Here is a 20,822-nt window from a genome sequence, read left to right on the forward strand (position 1 = left end):
GATTCCGCGCTTCCCGTTCCGCGAGTACGAATGGAACCGGTGCCGCGCGCGAGAAGCGCGTCCGGAGGAAGAGTGCGCATGAGGCATGTCCGGCGTGTTCTGCTGTCCGTCGTCGCCGCCGTGACCCTGCTTCCCGCCGTCGCCGCATCCGGCGGCGCCCGCCCGGGTGGCTGCGACGACCCGATCGCACCGGCCCCGATCATCGCGCTGGAGGAGTGCGACACCCCCGAGCGGATCGTGGCCAAGGCCGTCGACGTCGTGCCCGCGCCGAAGCAGATCGCCTGGCAGCAGCAGGGAGTCATCGCCTTCACGCACTTCGGCATGAACACCTTCACCGACCGCGAATGGGGTTCGGGCGCGGAGGACCCGGCGAGCTTCGACCCGCCCGGCCTCGACGTCGAGCAGTGGATGCGGGCTTACCGCGACTCCGGGGCGAAGCTGGTGATGCTCACCGTGAAGCACCACGACGGCTTCGTGCTGTACCCGACGCGCTACACGCGGCACTCGATCGTCGCGAGCCCGTGGTGGAACGGCGATCCCTCCCGCGACGTGCTCGGCCGCTACGTGCGCGCCGCGCGCGAGGCCGGCCTGCGGGTCGGCATCTACCTCTCGCCCTCCGACGGTGCCGAGCACCCGCACGACTGGCACGCCGGCTACGTCCGCGACATCCGCGCCAAGCACGAGGCCGGGCTGCCGCTGAGCACCGAGGAGCGGGTCACCCTGGGGGACGGCGACCGCGCACCCGGCGGCCACGGCCGCTACGGCAACGGCAGCGCGGTCGTGCCGCGCACGATCCCGACGCTGGTGCCGGGTGACGACCGCGCGGACGAGGTCGCCGACGGCTCGCTGCCGTCGTTCTCCTTCGCCGCCGACGACTACAACGCCTTCTACCTCAACCAGATCTACGAGCTGCTGACCCAGTACGGGCCGATCGACGAGTTCTGGCTCGACGGTGCGAACCCGTGGGCGGAGGCCGGGCTCACCGAGGACTACGACTTCGCGTCCTGGTTCCGGCTGATCGAGCGGCTGTCGCCGGGCACGGTGATCGACGAGGGCCCGCGCGGGTTCCGCTGGGTGGGCAACGAGGACGGGATCGCCCGCGAGTCCGAGTGGAGTCCGACGCCCTACACCGCCGACCCGGAGAACTCCTACGGCCAGGAGGCGATCATCGGTGGCTGGCCGGACGGCGCGACCGCCGAGGACCTCGGCTCACGGGAGAAGATCACCGACCCGTCGGTGCGGTACCTGTCGTGGATGCCCGCGGAGTCCGACGTCTCGATCCGGCCGGGCTGGTTCCACCACGACGACGAGCGTCCGAAGCCGGCCGCCGAGCTCGTCTCCCTCTACCAGCGCAGCGCGGGCCGCAACTCGTTGCTGCTGCTCAACGTGCCGCCGGACCGGTCGGGCCGCATCGACGACGCCGACGTCGCCGAGCTGCGCGCCTTCGGCGACGCGATTTGGCACACCTACCGGCGCAACCTGGCCGACGGCGGCGGTGCACCCGCGCTCACCGACGGCGACCCGACCACCGGGTGGTCGCCGCCGGGCGGTGCGACGACCGGCGAGCTGGAGGTGCAGCTGGGCGGGCGGCGGACGTTCGACCAGGTCGAACTGGGTGAGGACGTCACCGCGGGCCAGCGGGTGGAGCGGTTCGCCGTCGACGTTCGCCGGGGCGACCGCTGGGTCGAGATCGGCTCGGCCACGACCATCGGGCTCCGCAGGCTCTTGGTGCTGTCCGAGCCGATGGAGGCGGACCGGCTTCGCATCCGGATCCAGCAGTCCAGAGGCACCCCCGAAATCGCCACCCTCGGCCTGTACCGAGCGGTCCCACCGGCCGCTCGGTGAGCCCTTTCACCACCGCATCACCCGGCTGTCCGATTTTGTTCGGCTGCCAGGAGGACCGACGCTAAGGTCTGCGATCAAGGTCAGGTGACCCGCGCGGCCGAGGTGGCGGGGAGCGTGCGTCCGGGTGGCGGAACGTCGCGCCGCGGTCGCTCGGCCCCTCTCACGACGACGGAACGGAGTGGGTGATGGGCGGTCCTGCGTTCGAGTCGCTGTACTACGTCGACCGCGGTGCCGCCGACGAGGGCGGGTTCCAGGCGGTGTCGGCGGGGACCCGCGAGGAGACCAAGGCGCTCGTGCGCCGATCGGTCCTGCACACCGCGTCCGCTTCCGAGTCCAGCGGCGGTGCCGGCCCGTCGCTGAGCCACGTCTTCGACGGCGTGTACGTGACCGCCCGCGGGGTCCGGCTCGCGGGCGACGACAAGCACCGCTTCACCCACGCCGTCGCGACCGCCGACTCCGCCCTCTACGGCGCGGTCCGCCCGGCGCAGCTGTGGGATGCGCCGTGGTGGTCCGAACAGCCCGCGCCGAGTGCCGAATGCGCCCCGGTGGCCGCCGAACCGCAGCCGGGCCCGTTCGGCGTCGAGGAGGTCCGCGACTGGGTGCGCGGCCTGCCGGACGGGGAGGCCCGGCTGCTGGCCGTGCATTCCGCGCTGGACCGGCTGCACGGCCACGGCGCGGCGCAGGTGGTGTTCGTCGGGCCCGATCCGGCTGAGATCGCGCGCTGGATCGCGGCCGCGACGCTGCTGCTGCCGCAGGAGATGGCCTTGCGAGTGGGTTTCCGCATCTACGCGACCGGCCCGGAGCCCAACGGCCCCGAAGTGCTGGCGCTGCGTCCCGATCAGGCGGGACGGTTCGCCGAACCGGGATCCGACCGGAACCACGTGGTGTTCGACCTGACCACGGGACGGCACTCCGCCGTCGACCCCACCGAGGCGGGGCTGCACTGGGTGCCTCGCTTCCTCAAGTCCGACCCCTACGACGTGGTGGACGCGGTGGAGCTGGCGCACCTGTTCGCGCGGGACGCCAACCGGCGCCGCGCGACGCTGGCGGACCGGCTCGTCGGCGGGGTCCTGATGTGCGGCGAGTCGATCGACGACCGCGCCCACGCGCTCGAGCTCGTGAACTGGCTCGAGCACGCACCGGCCTCGTCCACGACCGACGCCCTGGAGCGGGTGACGGAGGCGGTCATGGCCGCGGGCCCGGACCGCACCCTGCTGCGCCGACTGGCCATCTCCGTCCACAGTGGAAGCGATGCGCTGGCCGGGCAGGTGCGCTACGCCCTGCTGTGGGCCGAGATCGACGAGTTCGCGCGCGGCGGCGACGGAACCCCGCTGGGAACGTTACCCGAGCGGCAGTGGACTCCCGATGAGATGGAGAAGGCCGCCTCCCTCGTCGAAGCCGCCGCGGGCGGGCTCGACCCGCAGCGCCTCGATCCGCTGCTGCGCCTCGCCGCGACTTTCGGCGTCAAGCCGCGGCCGGAGCGTTTCGCCGATGCCGCCGCCAGGTTCGCCGCCTGGTGGGCCGACAATCCCGGCGCCGGAATGGACCCGGACCACTGGCCGTGCGGGGACGAGCTGATCGCCTTGCTGCGCGAGGAACTCGCGTCCCGGCTGGAAGGTCCGGACGCCGGCCCCACCGCGACGGCGATACGCGAGCACTGGTGGCGGGTCCTGGCCCCGGCGATCAGCGACCCGTTCGCGCCACTGGACGCGGCGGTCGCGGCCGCCGCGGTCGAGAACGGCGATCGCAGCAGGCAGGACGCCATCGCCGCGATGCTCGGACCGCTCCGCGAAGCCGACCGCCCGGGCGTCGGCGACGCCGTGTGGGACGCGCTGTTCGCGCACTCCAGCCCGACCCTGCCGGAGATGCGGCGGCTGTTCGCCGGGATGCCTACCGCCACGCTTTCCGAGTCGCTGGCGCAGAAGGCCCTCTCCGCCCTCGCCGGCCGCGAGGTCTCCGCGCTGTACCTCGACGTGCTGCGGCTGCTGGTCGAACACGTCAGGGACGAGACGCTGCTCGCGCTGTGGAAGGAGGACGGCACGCTGCGCCGCTGGCTGACCGCCTTCCGGCGTTCCGGCGCGACGCCGCCCCCCACCGAGCTGAGCGAAGTGTCCAAGAAGGTTTTCGCCGCACGCGGACCGGCCGTCGTCGACGCGCTGCTCGAGGGCGAGCAGGCGAAGGCGGTCGACGCCGTCGTGCGGGCAGGCGAACGGCTCCAGCAGGTCGTGGTGAGCGAACTCGCGGCGGCCTGGGACGACGAGGCGACCACGACCGAGCGCAGGGACCGAGCGGTCGTGCTGGCGTTCCTCATCGGCTGGGCCGACGACCTCACCCCGACGATGCGCGCGGAGTTCGACAAGGCCCTGGAGGGCTGGGCGGGCGCACACGGCCAGGCGGATTACCGCAGGGTCAGCCGCTTGCTGCGGGCCGACGGCCCCGAGAACGCCGCCGTGTGGCACGAATGGCTCCGCGAGCTCAGCAAGAAGACGCCGCGCAAGCCCACGTCCCCCGTGGCCGACTGGCTCCTCGGCCGCCGCCGCGACCGCTGAGCGCGGGGCGGCTGGCAAGGCCGCTGAATCGGCTGCCGAGAGTCTGCTGTCACCGTCGTTGCTGAGCCTCCCGCCGCTGTCACTGCCGAGCCTGCCGCCGCTGTCACTGCCGAGCCTGCCGCCGCTGTCGCCTCCCCGCTGAGCCCGCCCCACCATCGAGTCCGCCGAGGCCGCTGTCCTTGCCCGCCGCGATCCCTGCCCGGCTGTCACCGTCGCCGAACTGCCCGAGCCTGCCGCCACCGCGACCGTTGAGACTGCCGTGACTGGCGAGGCCGGTGGGACTGACATGTCGACACTGCCCGCCCGCGAACCTCGTCCCCATCGTCCCCGTCGTGAAAGCCGCCTCTGCCGCCATCGGCCTACTCCACCGGCGGCCAACCCATCGTCGCGAAGGGAATCCCGTCGCGATAGGCGTGGATGCCCGCGGCGGGATAGGGGATGAGCGGCTCCGGCAGCCGGTGCAGGTCGAACCACTCGATGCCGTGGCACTTCTCCGGCTCGAGGTTGACGGGCTCGCCGGCCCACCGGGTCGCTTCGAAGAACACGCCCAGCCTGGGTTCCTGTCCGGGGCCGGTGGCGTGCAGGGTGTGTACGTGGCGCAGGTCGGCGGGGTCGATCCGCACCCCGACTTCCTCCCGCGCCTCCCGCACCGCCGCCGCGACGACCGACTCACCGGCGTCGAGCTTCCCGGACGGCAGATGCCACATCCCGTCGCCGTACCGGCCCCTGCGCAGGCTGAGCAGGACCTCGCCGCCGCGCACCAGCAGCAGGTGCGCGTCGATGATCGTGCGGTGCGGCATCCGGCTGTCCTCACAGGTCGCGCGACGGGCGTGAGCGCGGAGCCTACGCATCCCCACCGACGCGCTCCGGCGGGTCGCTCTGCCCCGGCATCGGCCCGCTCGCGTTCGGCAAATGGTTGCGCCAGCCCAACCTGCTGCCGTTACCAGGAGTGATGCGCCCCCAGCAGGACTCGAACCTGCGACCTAAGGATTAGAAGTCCTTTGCTCTATCCAGCTGAGCTATGGGGGCCGGAGCGCAGCTCTGCTGAACTGCACGAAGCAGGGTAGCGGCCCGACTGGTCCCATGTGGGACCGACGCCGCACCGTTGCCGAGCCGGTATCGAACGGCAAGCTGATCGACAGCGGCCGGATCCGGCGCCGGTGTCAGGCCGGCGGCAGTCTTCGCAGCGCCGACGTGGTCAGGGCGAACAGCTGGTCCGCGGTGTCGGCCGCGGTGGCGCCCTGCTTCGAAAGCAGGGTGAGCAGTGTGCGGTCCTGGCTGACGGCGGTGCTGGCCGTGCAGGTCTGGTGCACGTCCACCAGCTCGCAGTAGAGCCACGTCGAGTGTCCGTCGACCGCCACCGGGGCGCCCTGCGGCTGCCGCTTGACGACCTCGGCGTAGGGCAGGTGGAAGCCCGCGCCCACCGCGTCCTCGGGCCCGCCGCCCAGCGCGTAGGAGCAGGTGCTCGGCAGCGGCGTGCCCGGGCGCGGCGGTCCTACCGCGCCGCCGACCCTGGCGAACTCCTCCGGAGTGAACAGGGTGCACGGGTCGATTCCGTCGACCCGGCGAGGCTGTGGGACCTGTGGCTCGGATGTGCGGGGCGCTGTCGGCGGCTGCGGGTCGCTGCCGTAGAAACCGGCTGCCGGGATCGGGTCGCCCTTGATCGGGTTCGCGCACGCGCTCACCGCCGGGGCGAGGGCCAGCGCCGTCACCACCGCAAGCGTCCGGAGCTTCGAACGCCGCGCAGCACGCTTGCGCGGTCGTGTCGGCTGCGTGTGCGGACGGCTGCGGCGGGTGATTTTCACGGCGTTCACCGTAGCGGCGGCGACCTCTGCGAACCATGGTGACAGGTACCAACCTCCCAGGTGATTGCCTATGCGTTCCGGTTACGCTCGGTGTGTGGCATCTGAGACCGTCAGCGACTCCACCGCGCCGGAGGCCCGTACCCGTTCCAGCGCGGTAGGCGTCCTCGTCGTCACCGCCGGGGTGCTGGCGGCGCTGGTCGCGGCCGCGCTGACCGCGCTGTCGGCGAGCGACGCCTACGCCGCCTACGGTCTGCCCGACCCCGGGCCCGTCACCCGGTTCGGTCTTCCCGTCGTGCGGGTGATCGCCGAGTCCGGGGCGGTGGTGTGCATCGGCTCGTTGCTGCTCGCCGCGTTCGGCATCCCCGCCAAGCGCTCCGGCGCGCTCGCCGCCGACGGGTACGCCGCGGTGCGCGCGGCCGGCTGGGCTGCGGCCGTGTGGTTCGTGGGGGCCGTGCTGATGGTCGCGTTCACCGCGGCCGACGCGTCCGGACGTCCGGTGCACGAGGTGCTCGACACCGAGGTCCTGTTCGGCCTGGTGGACGCGCTGGAGGAGGCCAAGGCGTGGGGTCTGACCGCGCTGATCGCCTTCGTGCTCGCGTTGGCCTGCCGGGTGGTGCTGACCTGGGGCTGGACGACGGTGCTGTTCGGCGGGTCGCTGGCCGGGCTGTTCCCGGTGATCGCGACCGGCCATTCCGCCACCGGCGGCGCCCACGACATCGCCACCAACAGCCTGCTGTTCCACCTGTTCGGCGCAGCGCTCTGGGTCGGAGGGCTGGTCGCGCTGCTCGCGCACGCCGTGCGGGGCGGTGCGCACCTCGGGCTGGTGGCGCGCAGGTACTCGGCGATCGCGCTGGTCTGCTGGATCGCGATGGCGGCCTCCGGCGTGATCAACTCGCTGGTCCGGGTGCCGCTGGACCAGCTGTTCAGCACGACCTACGGCGTCCTGGTGACGCTGAAGGTCCTGGCCCTGGTCGCGCTCGGCGGCTTCGGCTACTTCCAGCGGCAGCGAGCCGTGCGCGACATCGACCGCGGTAGCGGCGCGCTCGTGCGCCTGGGCGCGGTCGAGCTGCTGGTGATGTTCGCGACGATCGGCATCGCGGTCGCACTCGGGCGCACGCCTCCGCCCGCCGAGCTCGGGCCGGTCCCCAGCAAGACCGAACTGCTGGTCGGCTACCCCCTGGAAGCCCCGCCCACGCTGTTCCGGTTGTTGTTCGATGTCCGATTCGACCTTGTCTACGGGACGCTGGCCATCGCGCTGGCCGTGCTCTACCTGGTGGGCGTGCGGCGGCTGCGTGCTCGGGGCGACAAGTGGCCGGTCGGCCGCACGGCCGCCTGGCTGTGCGGGTGCGCGACGATCCTGGTCGCGACGTCGGCGGGCGTCGGCAAGTACGCGCCGGCCGTCTTCAGCGTGCACATGGGCCAGCACATGCTGATGTCGATGCTCGCGCCGCCGCTGCTGGTGCTGGGCGGACCGACGTCGCTGGCGCTGCGCGTGCTCAAGCCGGCGGGCAAGGGCCGCCCACCCGGTGCGAGGGAGTGGCTGCTGGCGTTCCTGCACTCGCCCCTGACCAGGCTGCTGACCAACCCGTTCATCGCTCTCGCGCTGTTCGTGGGTTCGTTCTACGCGCTGTACTTCTCCGGGCTGTTCGACGTGGCGCTGACCCAGCACTGGGCGCACCTGGCGATGAACGCGCACTTCCTGCTCGTCGGATACGTCTTCTACTGGCCGGTGATCGGGGTGGACCCGGCGCCGAAACCGCTGCCGTCGCTGGGCAAGGTAGGGCTGGTCTTCGCGTCGATGCCGTTCCACGCGTTCTTCGGCATCGCGCTGATGATGTCGGCGACGGTCATCGGGCAGAACTTCTACCGCAGCCTGGAACTGCCCTGGATGACCGACCTGCTCGCCGACCAGCGGCTCGGCGGCGGCCTCGCGTGGGCGTCCGGGGAGGTCCCGCTGATCGTGGTCATGCTGGCGCTGCTGATCCAGTGGTCGCGGGCCGACACCAGGGCGGCCCGCCGGATGGACCGCAAGGCCGACGCCGACGGCGACGCCGAGCTGACCGCCTACAACGCGATGCTCAGGCAGATGGCGGAGCAGGACTCCCCGCGCAAGGGCTGAGCCCCGGCCGCCTTCTCACGCCGCCCGCTGGTCGGGCGAGTTCGCCAGTGGTTCCCGTGGCTGAGTTGTCCACAGGCACCTGGTTTATCCACAGATCGTGAAATCGACGTCGCGCTCCGTGTTCGACCTTCGGCAAGCTGGTCTTGCGCCGGGTAAAAGCCCGGTCAACGGACCAATCGGGAAGGACAGCGCGATGTTCGAGACGATCGTGACGGTGGTCGGCTACGTGATCACCGAGCCCAGGCTCAGGCGGACCCCCGGCGGCAACCGGGTCACCAGCTTCCGCGTGGTGAGCACCTCGCGCCGCTTCGACAAGGACTCGGAGGAGTGGGTCAACGGCGACCAGGTATTCGCCACGGTGAACTGCTGGCACCGCTTGGCCGACGGGGTGGCCGAGGAGATGCGCAAGAGCGATCCCGTGGTGGTCACCGGGCGAATGCGAACCAGGGACTACGAAGTCGGCGGCCAGTGGCGCAGCGCGGTCGAGATCGACGCCAACGCCATCGGCCTCGACCTGGCGCGCCAACGCCGGAAGGACGATCCGCCGGGCTTTCGGCACGACGATCCCGCGGGCTGGAACGTGGGATTGCGCCACGACGAACCCTCGGCGGTGCGCGAGGCCGAGTTGGTCGGGGTCGGCCACGGCGCTTCCGTTGCTGCCGGTCAGGGCGTGTCCACAGAAGCGAGTCGCAACCGTAGCGCGAGAGCCAGTCCTGTCCCGTCTGCTGGCGTCGGCCGCGACCGGGCGGCGGGGGGTGGCCGAGCGGACGGGCTGGCTCAGCCGGTGCCGCTGGGCCTGCATGGCGCACGGGGCATGCCTGGCGCACGGGCGCCCGGCCCACCACCGACCGTGTTCGAAGAATCGGCCGATGAAAAGCGGATCCCGGCCTGAGCAGTACTGATGGCTGCCATGAGGAGGTGATGTGACAGGGGTGGTCCGGGACGGAGGGCGACCACGGCCCGATGGGCGACCGCGGTGAAGGGTCCGGCACGGGACGCAACTACGATTCGGGGTATGGCCGAGTTCATCTACACCATGAAAAAGGTGCGCAAGGCGCACGGGGACAAGGTCATCCTCGATGACGCGACCATCCAGTTCTACCCCGGTGCCAAGATCGGCGTGGTCGGCCCCAACGGCGCCGGCAAGTCGACGGTGCTGCGGATCATGGCGGGACTCGACCAGCCGAACAACGGTGAGGCGTTCCTCTCGCCCGGCTACACCGTCGGCATCATGCAGCAGGAACCTCCGCTGAACGAGGAGAAGACGGTCCTCGGCAACGTCGAGGAGGGCGTCGGCGAGATCAAGCAGAAGCTCAACCGCTTCAACGAGATCGCCGAGCAGCTCGCCACCGACTACTCCGACGAGCTGATGGAGGAGATGGGCAAGCTCCAGGAGGAGCTCGACCACGCCGACGCGTGGGAGCTGGACTCCCAGCTCGAGCAGGCGATGGACGCCCTGCGCTGCCCGTCGCCGGAGGCGGAGGTCAAGTACCTCTCCGGTGGTGAGCGCCGCCGGGTCGCGCTGTGCAAGCTGCTGCTGAGCAAGCCGGACCTGCTGCTGCTCGACGAGCCCACCAACCACCTCGACGCCGAGAGCGTGCTGTGGCTGGAGCAGTTCCTGTCCAACTACGCCGGCGCCGTGCTCGCCGTCACCCACGACCGGTACTTCCTGGACAACGTCGCGGGCTGGATCCTGGAGCTCGACCGCGGCCGCACCTACCCGTACGAGGGCAACTACTCGACCTACCTCGAGAAGAAGGCCGAGCGCCTGGCCGTGCAGGGCAAGCGCGACCAGAAGCTGCAGAAGCGCCTGAAGGACGAGCTGGAGTGGGTCCGCTCCAACGCCAAGGCCCGCCAGACCAAGTCGCGTTCCCGTCTGGACCGCTACGAGGAGATGGCCACCGAGGCGGAGAAGACCCGCAAGCTCGACTTCGAGGAGATCCAGATCCCGCCGGGGCCCCGCCTGGGCAACGTCGTGGTCGAGGTCAACGACCTCAAGAAGGGCTTCGGCGACAACCTGCTGATCGACGGGCTGTCGTTCAGCCTGCCGCGCAACGGCATCGTCGGTGTCATCGGCCCCAACGGTGTCGGCAAGACGACGCTGTTCAAGACGATCGTGGGGCTGGAGCAGCCCGACGCCGGCGAGGTCAAGGTCGGTGACACGGTCAAGCTGTCCTACGTCGACCAGAACCGCGCCAACATCGACCCGGACAAGAACGTCTGGCAGGTGGTCTCCGACGGGTTGGACTACATCCAGGTCGGCCAGGTCGAGATGCCGTCGCGGGCGTACGTCAGCGCGTTCGGCTTCAAGGGCCCGGACCAGCAGAAGCCGGCGGGCGTGCTCTCCGGCGGTGAGCGCAACCGGCTGAACCTGGCGTTGACGCTCAAGGAGGGCGGCAACCTGATCCTGCTGGACGAGCCGACGAACGACCTTGACGTCGAGACCCTGAGCTCGCTGGAGAACGCGCTCGAGCATTTCCCCGGCTGCGCCGTGGTCATCTCCCACGACCGGTGGTTCCTGGACCGCGTCGCCACCCACATCCTCGCGTGGGAGGGAGATGACGAGAACCCCGCCAAGTGGTTCTGGTTCGAGGGTAACTTCGAGGGCTACGAGAAGAACAAGATCGAGCGGTTGGGCCAGGAAGCGGCCCGTCCGCACCGCGTGACCCATCGCAAGTTGACTCGGGGCTGAACTGGGGAGGCGCCTTGGCCAGCGTGCACGGATTACCGCCCGGTGATGCCGCACAGGACCTGCTCGACCCCGCGTGGCAGATGCGCTGGCGGGTGCCGGAGCTGGCTCTGGTGCTCAGCGACCGGGCCGTGGCGCAGGCCAGGCGCACCGGTGACCGGGCGTTGCGGTTGCGCGCCGAGGTGCTGGCGTTGTTCACCACCAACAGGCTCGGTCGCGGCGTGTCCGCGACCGGCCGGGCCATCGCGGCGCTGCGCGACGCCGAGACGGCGGGCGAGGCCGGCGTAGCGGCGGAGCTGCGGGTCGAGCTGGCCTGCTGCGCCCGCAGCGCGGGCAGCAACGAGGTCGCGGTCCGCGTGCTCGAACCGGTCCTCGCCCAGGAACGGCTGGAGCCGCTGGTGCGGGCGCACGCGCTGCTCGCGCTGGCGGCGGCCCTGCCGTTCCAGCAGTCCGAAGGTGAGCGGGCCGAGGCGCTGGAGGAGGCCGACCGCCTCTACATCGCCGCCGAGCTGAACCGCGACGCCAACCGCCTGATGCGGGCCAGGGTCAAGACCGCGCGGGCGGGGCACCACCGCAGGCAGGGCGAGTTCCCGGAGGCGGTGGACGCCGCCGACAGCGGGCTCGGCTTGCTGCAGCGGTTGGGCGACCCGGCGGCCGACAGCGGTGAGATCCACGCCCGGCTGGTGCTGGAGCGCGTCCAGTCGCTGCTGGAGCTCGGACGCCGGGACGAGGCCGTCAGCGCGGCGGATGAGGTTCTGAGCAGGCCGGTGCGTGCCGCGGCAGCGGGCCCTTCCGGTTGGCTCCGGCTCGCCCTCGCCACACGGGTCTACCAGCCAGAGGGCGCGCACCTCGCCGCGGTGCGTGTGCTCAACGACGCCATCGCGATCGCGGAGCGACACAAGCTGGACGGGCTGCTCGCCGAGACGCTGAGCACCCTGTCGAACCTGCACGAACGCGCCGACGAGCTGGCCGAGGCGCTGCTCGCCCTGCGCAGGGCTTATGCCGCCGACCGCCGCTGGCGCGCGGCGGTGCACGCGGCACGCCTGCGGTTGCTGGAGGAGTTCCCCGCGCTCGTGCAGGGCGTGGAACCGATCCGGAAGCCGGCCGCGCAGGAGGTGCCGACGCCCCGCCGGGAACAACCATCGGCGTCGAGAGACCAGGCGCCCCTGGCGAACCCGGCCCAAGCCTTGGCGGATCCAGCCGCAGCCGTGCCCAAGCCGGGTGCGGCACGTTCGGCCGAGCGCCAGACGTCACCCGCGGCGCAGGCGCGGACGCAGGCAGGGGGAGTGCCCGCGGCGCGCACGACACCCGCTGCGGAGCAGGCACCGGTCGCTGCCGAGCGGACGACCGCACCTTCGTCGTCAGCGGCGTCCGCGTCGGCGCCGCACGCGGAGGCGGCGCATGCGGTGTCGGCACACACAGGTGCCTCGCACGCCGAGCCGACGTACACAGGGCAGCCGGACACAGGGGCTTCGCACGCGGAGGCGGCGCACGGGTCGGGCTCCGCACCGTCGGCGGCTCCTCAGAGTCGGGGTTCGCGGGACGAGGCATCCGGCACCCACGCGGAGCCGCCGGCCGGGCGTGCGCAGGGTTCCCGGCGTTCGCGACGGGCCGGTGAGACGCCCGAGTGGCTGGTCGCGGCGGCCTCCGAGGCGCGTCAGGAGCACCACGCGCGCGGCTCGCGTGCGGAGCGGCGTCTCGCGCAGGAGCGTGAGGAACTCCAGGCGGCGGCCGCGCAGGGATCGCCGAACCCGACGCAGGAGTCGTCGAGCCTGGTGCAGGAGTCGCCGAACCCGACGCAGGAGTCGCCGAGCCCGGTGCGCGAGTCACCGAACCCGGCGTCGGTCGCTGCGCACGAAGCCTCCGTCGCAGCGCAGGAGACATCCGTGGCGCAGGAGACGCCCGTGGCGGCGCAGGAACCTCCTGCCTCGGCGCGTGGGGCGTCCGCATCGGGGACGGCGAACGCCGGGGAGACTCAGGCGTCGCGTGAATCTGAGGAGTCGCTGGAACTCCAGCAGGTGCGTGCGCTGCTGGAGGCGGGAGACCTCCAGAAGGCACGCGAGTTCCTGGAGGCGCGGGGCCGCCAGCAGTCAGCCGCATCGACGGAGTCCAGTGGCTCGCACGCGGCTGCGCCTCACGAACAACAGCAAGCACACGGTGACCGATCGGCGCGGGAGCGCGCGCCGCACGAGTCTTCGCCGGATGAAGGCCGCCGCCAGGAGGCGACTGCCGAGCCGACCAGTGCCGACCGCGGCTCGCGCACGACCTTCAGCGAGGTGGCGCACGCTGAGCAATCGACTGGCACGCCGTCGGCAGACGTAGGCGCCAGCTCGCCGCTGGCAGCCGACCGGTCCGATGAGGAGACCTCGCAGTACCGCTCCGGGGACAGCGACATCCGCGATGCCGCCCGCCGGCTCATGGCCACGCTCACCAGCCGCGTCACCGAGCACCACGAGCGCCAAGCCGAGCGGTTCATGCACACCCAGCGGGAGATGGCCGCGCAACCGGAGGCCGGTTCTGCTCACGGGGAGGACGACTTCCCTGGCCAGAGGAGCGGATTCGGCGATCAGCACGGCTTGGGTGCCGGCAGCTACGGGACGCGCCACGCCGACCCGACCGAGGGCTACGCGGCGCGTCACGGCGACGTTTCGCAGGACTACTCGACGACCTACGACGAGCGAGCCGGACAAGGCGCTGACACGTGGGACTTCCCGCAGGAGGGCGTTGCGGGACTCGGCGAGTCCGGACGAAGCGGTGACGACTTCTCCGCCTACGACTTCCCCGCCTCCGGTGGTTCGGGCTTCGCGGGGGAGCGCGATACCGGGTCGACCAGCTTCGCCGGGCATCGGGACACCGGCTTCGCGGGGGACCGGGACGACGCCTCGAGCGGCTTCGCCGGGGACCGGGACACCGGCTTCGTGCGCGATCGGGACACCGGCTTCGCGGGGGACCGGGACGCCACCTCGACCGGCTTCGCCGGCGACCGGGAGGCCGGGGCCGCCGGCTTCGCGAGCGGCTCGGAAGACGCGGCCGCAGGTGGATGGCCATCCTGGGACCAGTCCTCCGGGCAAGAGGAGCCGACCCTGCGGAACCAGCCGCCGGTCGACGCCCCGGACGTCACGGCGATCATGCCGGTGATCGCGCTTCCGCCGGAGCGGGAGGCCGCGACCGGCGCCGACCCGCTCGCGGGCGGCTCCGAACGCCACCGGAGCGCGGGCGAGCAGCGGGCCGACGCTCCGTCGTACCAGGAGTCGACGTCGTATCCGGAGCAGTCCTCCTTCCCGGAGTCGGCGTCGTACCCGGGTGCGACATCGTTCTCGGAGTCGAAGTCCTTCCCCGGTGAGTCCGCGGGCTCCGATCTCGCGGGCTCCGAGTTCGCGAGCTCCGCTCTCGCGGATGCCGGTTCCGGCGGCGCCGATCCGCTGGCCGGTGCGCGGTCGTACTCGGCGATCGAGTCGTTCCCCGACCTGGGCCGGGCGTCGCACGCCGAGTCCTACGAGCGGGAGGCCGACGCGTCGGACACGTTCCCGAGCCTGGCTCCCACGCGCGGTGCCGATGCGGGCAGCGGTCGCGGGGCCACGCCTGGCGTGACCAGTGAAACCGGTGTGGCGGCTGATGACGTCGCGGCGGCGGAGTCGACGCGCTGGCCCGACGCGGACACCTACGTCCAGCACCACCACCACGGTGTTGACGACGCCACGGACCGCGGCGCCCGGACGCAGGAGCCCCAGGTCGAGGGCGGGCGGCGGTCCCGCGGCAGGACGCTGGAGGAGATCCGGGCGAGCCTGCGGCTCGTCGAGGAGTCCCGCCCGCAGGGACGTCAGGGCAGGCGTCGTGCCCGCCACGCCGAGCCCGACGACGACGCAGAACCTGAACGTGGTTCTGACCAGCGGCGAGCGGCTGAGACAAGCCCGGGTTTCGAAGCCCGTGCCACGGCAGCCACCGGCGGGGACGCTGAGTCAGGAGCAGCAGGGGCCACCAGCGCCCACGACGCCGACACCGACCCTTGGCCGGCAGGCGGCACCGGACAGGGGTCCCGAGCAGCGGCGAGCAGCGGCCTGGGCGAGACCTTCGCAATCAGCAGCGGCGTGAGAGGAACTCCGGAGGCGACTCCCGCGACGAGCAGCATTCCGGACGGCGCCTCGACGGCTGGCCACAGCCTGGGCGCGACTGTGCCGGGGCCTGGGGCCGACGCCGGCCCCGCGTCCGGGCGCGACGTCGTGACCGGCCGTGAGCAGCTCTCCGCGCCGAAGCGGTTGCGCGCCGTCCGGGACGAGCCCGACCTGACCCCGCCCACCGACATCTCGACCCGGCAGCGCAGGGCCGCGCCCCGGGCCGCCGAGTCGTCCCGAGGCGCCGAAGCGGCCGAGTCGTCCAGCGCCGCGAATGCGCCCGCCGAGGACGTCCCAATCAGTGAGATCGGGCTGGCCGACCTCCTCGCCGAGGCGCTGGTGGCCTACGAGACCGGGCGGCGCAGCCAGGGCGCGCCTACCTCCGGGGCAGCCGCCGACCCGGACTACGATGCGGCTCCCGCCGGACGCCACGGTGACACGAATGTGGCTGGAATCACGAGTGGTGCTACCGGTGTCCCCGGCGCGTATCTGTCCACTTCGGACGCCGAGTCGGTGGCGGCCGAGCCGCGGCACCGGCGCGCGGCGATCGACAGCAGCACTGGGAATCCGCGTTCATGGCCGCGGGCGGGAAACTGATCGTTTCGCTCGCCGCAACGCATTGGACGCCTCCGCGCCCTCTGCCCGCGCCTGCCCCTGGCAGGCTTAGGCTGGAACTCGTGTTGGCACAACGAGGTGCCGCCAAGCATGGAGCTGCCTGAAGATGACCTCGAATCCCGGACAGTTGAACCGCGAACAACTGCAGGCCGACGGAGGTGTACCTGCTGTGGGCGCGCATCCCGAGACCCCCGAGCAGGCCCGCGACCGCCTGCTTGACCGCGCGGTCGAGGCCGCCCCCGAACTGGCCGAGCTGCTGTGGACCTACTACCGCCACGTCCCGGCCGAGGAGCTCGTCGACGACGAGCCGACCGACCTGGTCGGTGCCCTGCGGTCGCACCGCGAGCTGGCCGCGTCCAGAGTCGCCGGGCGCCCGGTGGTGAAGATCTTCAACCCCACCCGTGCCGAGGACGGCTGGGAGAACCCGGCGACGGTCGTGCAGATCGTCACCGACGACATGCCCTACCTCGTCGACTCGGTCATCGCCGAGCTGGGAAGGGACGGCGCCGAGGTGCAGCGCATCGTGCACCCGATCGTCGTGGTCCGCCGGGACGTCGCGGGCGAGCTGCTGGACGTCCTGCCGGGCGCGGACCCGGCCTCCCCGCCCGCCGACGCCATGGCGGAGTCCTGGATGTTCGTCGAGGTGGACCGCATCACCGACCTGGAGCGGCTCCACGCTCTGGAGCAGGGCCTGTTCACCGTGCTCAACGACGTGCGCGAGGTGGTCGAGGACACCGAGCGCATGATCGCCACGGCCCGCGCGCTGGCCGACTCGCTCGACACCGACCCGCCGCCGCTGCCCGGCGAGCAGGTCCACGACGGCGCCCAGCTGCTGCGCTGGCTGGCCGACGGCCACTTCACCTTCCTCGGCTACCGGCACAACGAGCTGGTCTCCGACGGCGAGGAACCCGCGCTGCGCGCGGTGCTGGCCTCCGGGCTGGGCGTGCTGCGCAGCGACAGCGTCGCCGCTCGCGGCCTGACCGCGGGCCCCGACGCGCGCGCCAACGCGCTGTCGAAGGAGCTGCTGGTGCTGACCCAGGCCAGCGCACCGTCCACAGTGCACCGCGCCGTGCACCCGTACTACGTGGGCGTCAAGACCTTCGACGACAACGGCGAGGTCACCGGTGAGCACCGGTTCCTCGGCCTGTTCACCACAACCGCGCTGCACGAGAACGTGCTGGACATCCCGGTCATCGAGCGCCGGGTGCGCGAGATCATCCACAACGCCGGCTTCCCGCTGGAGTCCTACTCCGGTCAGCGGATGCTGGAGGAGGTCCAGAACTACCCGCGCACCGAGCTGTTCTCCACCGACCAGGAGACGCTGGCCGAGACCGTCACCGGCGTGCTGGCGCTGGCCGAGCGGCGCAAGCTCAAGCCGTTCGTGCGCCGCGATCCCTACGGCCGGTTCTTCTCCTGCCTGGTCTACCTCCCGCGCGACCGCTACACCACCAGCTCGCGGCTGGCGATGCAGGAGGTGCTGATCTCCGAGCTCGGCGGCACCGGCGTCGAGTACAGCACCAGGGTCGGCGAGTCGATGCTGGCGCGGGTGCACTTCATGGTGCACACCGATCCCGAGCACCAGGTGGAGCCGGACCTGAACCGCCTGCAGGAGCGGCTCAGCGACGCGATCCACACCTGGGACGACCAGATGATCGACGAGGTCGACGCCGAGCAGCCCGGCAGGCGCGACGGCCAGCGGGTCCGGGCGGGCTCGGAGGCGGTCAGCGAGATCGGCCAGCGCTACGCCTCGTCGTTCCCGGAGGCCTACAAGGAGGACTTCAGCGCCGTCGAGGGCCTGGTGGACCTGCGCCGGCTGGAGGCGCTGGAAGGCCCGAGCGACCTGCGGATGTCCTTCTACACCCCGCGCGACGCGGCCCCCGGTGAGCGCCGCTTCAAGATCTACGTCGGCGGCGAGCGGGTCATCCTGTCCCGGGTGCTGCCGGTGCTGCAGAGCATGGGCGTGGAGGTCGTCGACGAACGGCCCTACGAGGTGGTCCCCGAGGACGGCGGCCAGTACTGGATCTACGACTTCGGCCTGCGGCTGGAGCCGGGCCTGCTCGACACCGGCGGCGCCGAGCAGCTCGACACGCTGCGGGAGCGGTTCGAGGACGCCTTCCGCGCGGCCTGGCAGGGCGAGGCCGAGGTCGACGGGTTCAACTCGCTGGTGCTGCGGGCGGGCCTGGACTGGCGGCAGGCGGCCATGCTGCGCGCCTACGCCAAGTACCTGCGCCAGACCGGCATCAACTACAGCCAGGACTACATCGAGGACGCCATCCTCGCCCACCGCGCCACCACGGTGGCGCTGACCAGGCTGTTCGAGGTCCGGTTCGACCCGGTCCTGGGCGCCGAGGAGCGCACCGCCCACGAGCAGGACCTCATCGCCGAGGTCACCAAGCTGATCGACGACGTCACCAGCCTCGACGCCGACCGCATCCTGCGCAGCTACCTGAGCCTGATCACCGCGACCCTGCGCACCAACTACTTCGTCGACGGGGGGACGCGTCCCTACCTGTCGCTGAAGCTGGAGCCGCAGGCGATCCCCGGCCTGCCCGAGCCGCGCCCGCAGTTCGAGATCTTCGTGTACTCGCCACGCACCGAGGGCGTGCACCTGCGCTTCGGGCCGGTCGCCCGCGGTGGTCTGCGCTGGTCGGACCGGCGCGAGGACTTCCGCACCGAGATCCTGGGGCTGGTCAAGGCGCAGGCGGTCAAGAACGCCGTGATCGTGCCGGTCGGCGCCAAGGGCGGCTTCGTCGTCAAGCGCCCGCCGGTGCCCACCGGCGACCCGGGAGCCGACCGCGAGGCCGCGCTGGGCGAGGGCATCGCCTGCTACCGGATGTTCATCTCCGGGCTGCTGGACCTCACCGACAACCTCGCGGGCGGGAAGGTGGCCCCGCCTGCCGACGTGGTGCGCCACGACGGCGACGACACCTACCTGGTGGTCGCCGCGGACAAGGGGACGGCGGCGTTCTCCGACATCGCCAACGACGTGGCCAAGTCCTACGGGTTCTGGCTCGGCGACGCCTTCGCCTCCGGCGGCTCGGTCGGCTACGACCACAAGGCCATGGGCATCACCGCCAAGGGCGCGTGGGAGAGCGTCAAGCGGCACTTCCGCGAGCTGGGCGTGGACACCCAGACCGAGGACTTCACCGTGGTCGGCGTCGGCGACATGGGCGGTGACGTGTTCGGCAACGGCATGCTGCTGTCCGAGCACATCCGGCTGGTGGCTGCGTTCAACCACATGCACGTCTTCATCGACCCCGAGCCGGACGCGGCGGCGTCCTTCGCCGAGCGCAGGCGGCTGTTCGACCTGCCCCGCTCGACCTGGGACGACTACGACCGCAGCAAGATCAGCGAAGGCGGCGGGGTCTGGTCCCGGTCGCTGAAGTCGATCCCGCTGAACCCGAAGATCCGCCAGGCCCTGGGCATCGACGAGTCGGTGGCGGCGATGGCCCCGGCGGAGCTGATCAAGGCCATCCTGCTCGCCCCGGCCGACCTGCTGTGGAACGGCGGCATCGGCACCTACGTCAAGGCCGCCACCGAGACCCACGCCGAGGTCGGGGACAAGGCCAACGACCCGGTCCGCGTCGACGGCGGTGAGCTGCGGGTCAAGGTCGTCGGCGAGGGCGGCAACCTCGGGCTCACCCAGCGCGGGCGCATCGAGTTCGCCCGCTCCGGCGGCAAGGTCAACACCGACGCCCTGGACAACTCCGCGGGCGTGGACTGCTCCGACCACGAGGTCAACATCAAGATCCTGCTCGACTCGCTGGTCAGCGAGGGCAGGCTCGACGGGGCCCAGCGCAACGAGCTGCTGGCCGAGATGACCGACGAGGTCTCCGACCTGGTGCTGGCCGACAACTTCCGGCAGAACGCGGTGCTGGGCATCTCCCGAGCCCACGCCGGGCCGATGATGTCGGTGCATGCCCGGCAGGTCAGTGCGCTGGTCAAGAACAACGGTCTGGACCGGGAGCTGGAGGCGCTGCCGTCGCAGAAGCAGTTCCGGGAGCGGGAGAAGGCCGGTGAGGGCCTGAGCTCGCCGGAGCTGGCGACGCTGCTCGCGCACGTGAAGCTGTCGCTGAAGAAGGAGGTGCTGGCCAGCGACCTGCCCGACGCCGACGCGTTCAGCAGGCGGGTGGCCGAGTACTTCCCGAAGCCGCTGCGGGAGCGCTACGGCGAGGCGGTGCAGGCGCACCCGCTGCGCCGGGAGATCACCACGACGCTGCTGGTCAACGAGGTCGTCGACGGCGCGGGCATCTCGTACGCCTACCGGCTGGCCGAGGAGATCGGGGCGTCGGCCACCGACGCGGTGCGCGCCTACGCGGTGGTGACCGAGGTCTACGGCCTGCACGAGCTGTGGCGGCGGATCGACGAGCTGGCCAACGTGGTGCCCAGCCGGGTCGCCGACGACATGGTGCTGGAGAGCCGCAGGCTGCTCGACCGCGCCGCGCGGTGGCTGCTGTCGAACCGGCCGCAGCCGCTGGCCATCGGCGCCGAGATCGCCCGGTTCCGGCCGGTGGTCGCCGACCTGTCGGCCTCGGTGCGCGGGCTGCTGCACGGCCGCGCCGCCGAGGGCGCGACCGAGAAGGCCGAGCGGCTGCTGGCCGAGGGCGTGCCGAAGGACCTGGCGGAGTCGATCGCGGTGCTGCTGGACTCCTACGCGCTGCTGGACATCACCGAGGTCGCCGAGCTCGCCGAGCGCGACGGCGGGGTCAGCCACGAGCGCAGCCCGCGCGAGAGCGCCGAGCTGTACTACACGCTGGCCGAGCACCTCGACATCGAGCGGATGCTGCTCGCGGTCAACGAGCTGGAACGCGGGAACCGGTGGCACTCGCTGGCGCGGCTGGCGCTGCGGGATGATCTCTACGCGTCGCTGCGGGCGATCACCATCGACGTCCTGCGCACCAGCGACCCCGAGGACGGTCCGGAGGACAAGATCGCGAGCTGGTCGTCGATCAACGCGTCCCGGCTGGAGCGGGCCAGGAACTCGCTGGAGGAGATCCGCAACTCCGGCAGGCTCGACCTGGCCACGCTGTCGGTGGCGACGAGGCAGTTGCGCAGCATGGTGCGCTGACGGGTCGCGGGTGCCGGTCC

Annotated in this window: 9 protein-coding genes and 1 tRNA gene; 7 read left to right on the forward strand and 3 right to left on the reverse strand. The window is 71.8% G+C overall.

Features of this window, described 5'->3' with window-relative positions; translation table 11 throughout:
- Positions 1-78 precede the first annotated feature (78 nt).
- Both SACE_RS06440 and SACE_RS06445 read left to right on the forward strand, forming a co-directional pair.
- Positions 79-1,845, forward strand: coding sequence for an alpha-L-fucosidase (locus tag SACE_RS06440; protein WP_009947928.1), 1,767 nt, complete (start codon positions 79-81; stop codon positions 1,843-1,845).
- 185 nt (positions 1,846-2,030) lie between these two features.
- A complete protein-coding gene (locus SACE_RS06445) occupies positions 2,031-4,394 on the forward strand; it encodes a GTPase-associated protein 1-related protein (RefSeq protein ID WP_009947927.1) in 2,364 nt (787 codons plus the stop codon).
- 359 nt (positions 4,395-4,753) lie between these two features.
- Here SACE_RS06445 and SACE_RS06450 read toward each other — a convergent pair whose 3' ends face one another.
- The 3 genes from SACE_RS06450 to SACE_RS06460 form a co-directional block, all read right to left on the reverse strand.
- Positions 4,754-5,194: an NUDIX hydrolase gene (locus SACE_RS06450; RefSeq protein ID WP_009947926.1), complete on the reverse strand. Its 441-nt coding sequence runs from the start codon at positions 5,192-5,194 to the stop codon at positions 4,754-4,756.
- Between the two features lie 155 nt (positions 5,195-5,349).
- Positions 5,350-5,423: transfer RNA gene (locus SACE_RS06455), tRNA-Arg, on the reverse strand.
- A 134-nt stretch (positions 5,424-5,557) separates the two neighbouring features.
- Positions 5,558-6,106 (reverse strand): DUF3558 family protein, encoded by a 549-nt coding sequence (locus SACE_RS06460; protein WP_011873325.1) that lies wholly within the window; start codon positions 6,104-6,106, stop codon positions 5,558-5,560.
- 187 nt (positions 6,107-6,293) lie between these two features.
- Between SACE_RS06460 and SACE_RS06465 the strand changes: the two genes are divergently transcribed.
- The 5 genes from SACE_RS06465 (at position 6,294) to SACE_RS06485 (ending at position 20,802) form a co-directional block, all read left to right on the forward strand.
- Complete coding sequence (locus SACE_RS06465) at positions 6,294-8,318, forward strand: bifunctional copper resistance protein CopD/cytochrome c oxidase assembly protein (RefSeq protein WP_009947923.1); 2,025 nt, start codon at positions 6,294-6,296, stop codon at positions 8,316-8,318.
- Between the two features lie 193 nt (positions 8,319-8,511).
- On the forward strand, positions 8,512-9,210 hold the full coding sequence (gene ssb, locus SACE_RS06470; protein ID WP_009947922.1) for a single-stranded DNA-binding protein: 699 nt from the start codon (positions 8,512-8,514) through the stop codon (positions 9,208-9,210).
- 123 nt (positions 9,211-9,333) lie between these two features.
- Positions 9,334-11,010, forward strand: coding sequence for an energy-dependent translational throttle protein EttA (gene ettA, locus SACE_RS06475; RefSeq protein ID WP_009947921.1), 1,677 nt, complete (start codon positions 9,334-9,336; stop codon positions 11,008-11,010).
- 23 nt (positions 11,011-11,033) lie between these two features.
- Positions 11,034-15,716 carry a cell wall anchor protein gene (locus SACE_RS06480; protein ID WP_143538086.1) on the forward strand — a complete coding sequence of 1,561 codons (4,683 nt, stop codon included), beginning with the start codon at positions 11,034-11,036 and terminating at the stop codon, positions 15,714-15,716.
- Between the two features lie 187 nt (positions 15,717-15,903).
- Positions 15,904-20,802 (forward strand): NAD-glutamate dehydrogenase, encoded by a 4,899-nt coding sequence (locus SACE_RS06485; RefSeq protein WP_009947919.1) that lies wholly within the window; start codon positions 15,904-15,906, stop codon positions 20,800-20,802.
- Positions 20,803-20,822: the final 20 nt, after the last annotated feature.

Origin of the sequence: Saccharopolyspora erythraea NRRL 2338, from assembly GCF_000062885.1 — a bacterium.
In the GTDB taxonomy this organism is placed as follows: Bacteria; Actinomycetota; Actinomycetes; order Mycobacteriales; family Pseudonocardiaceae; genus Saccharopolyspora_D; species Saccharopolyspora_D erythraea.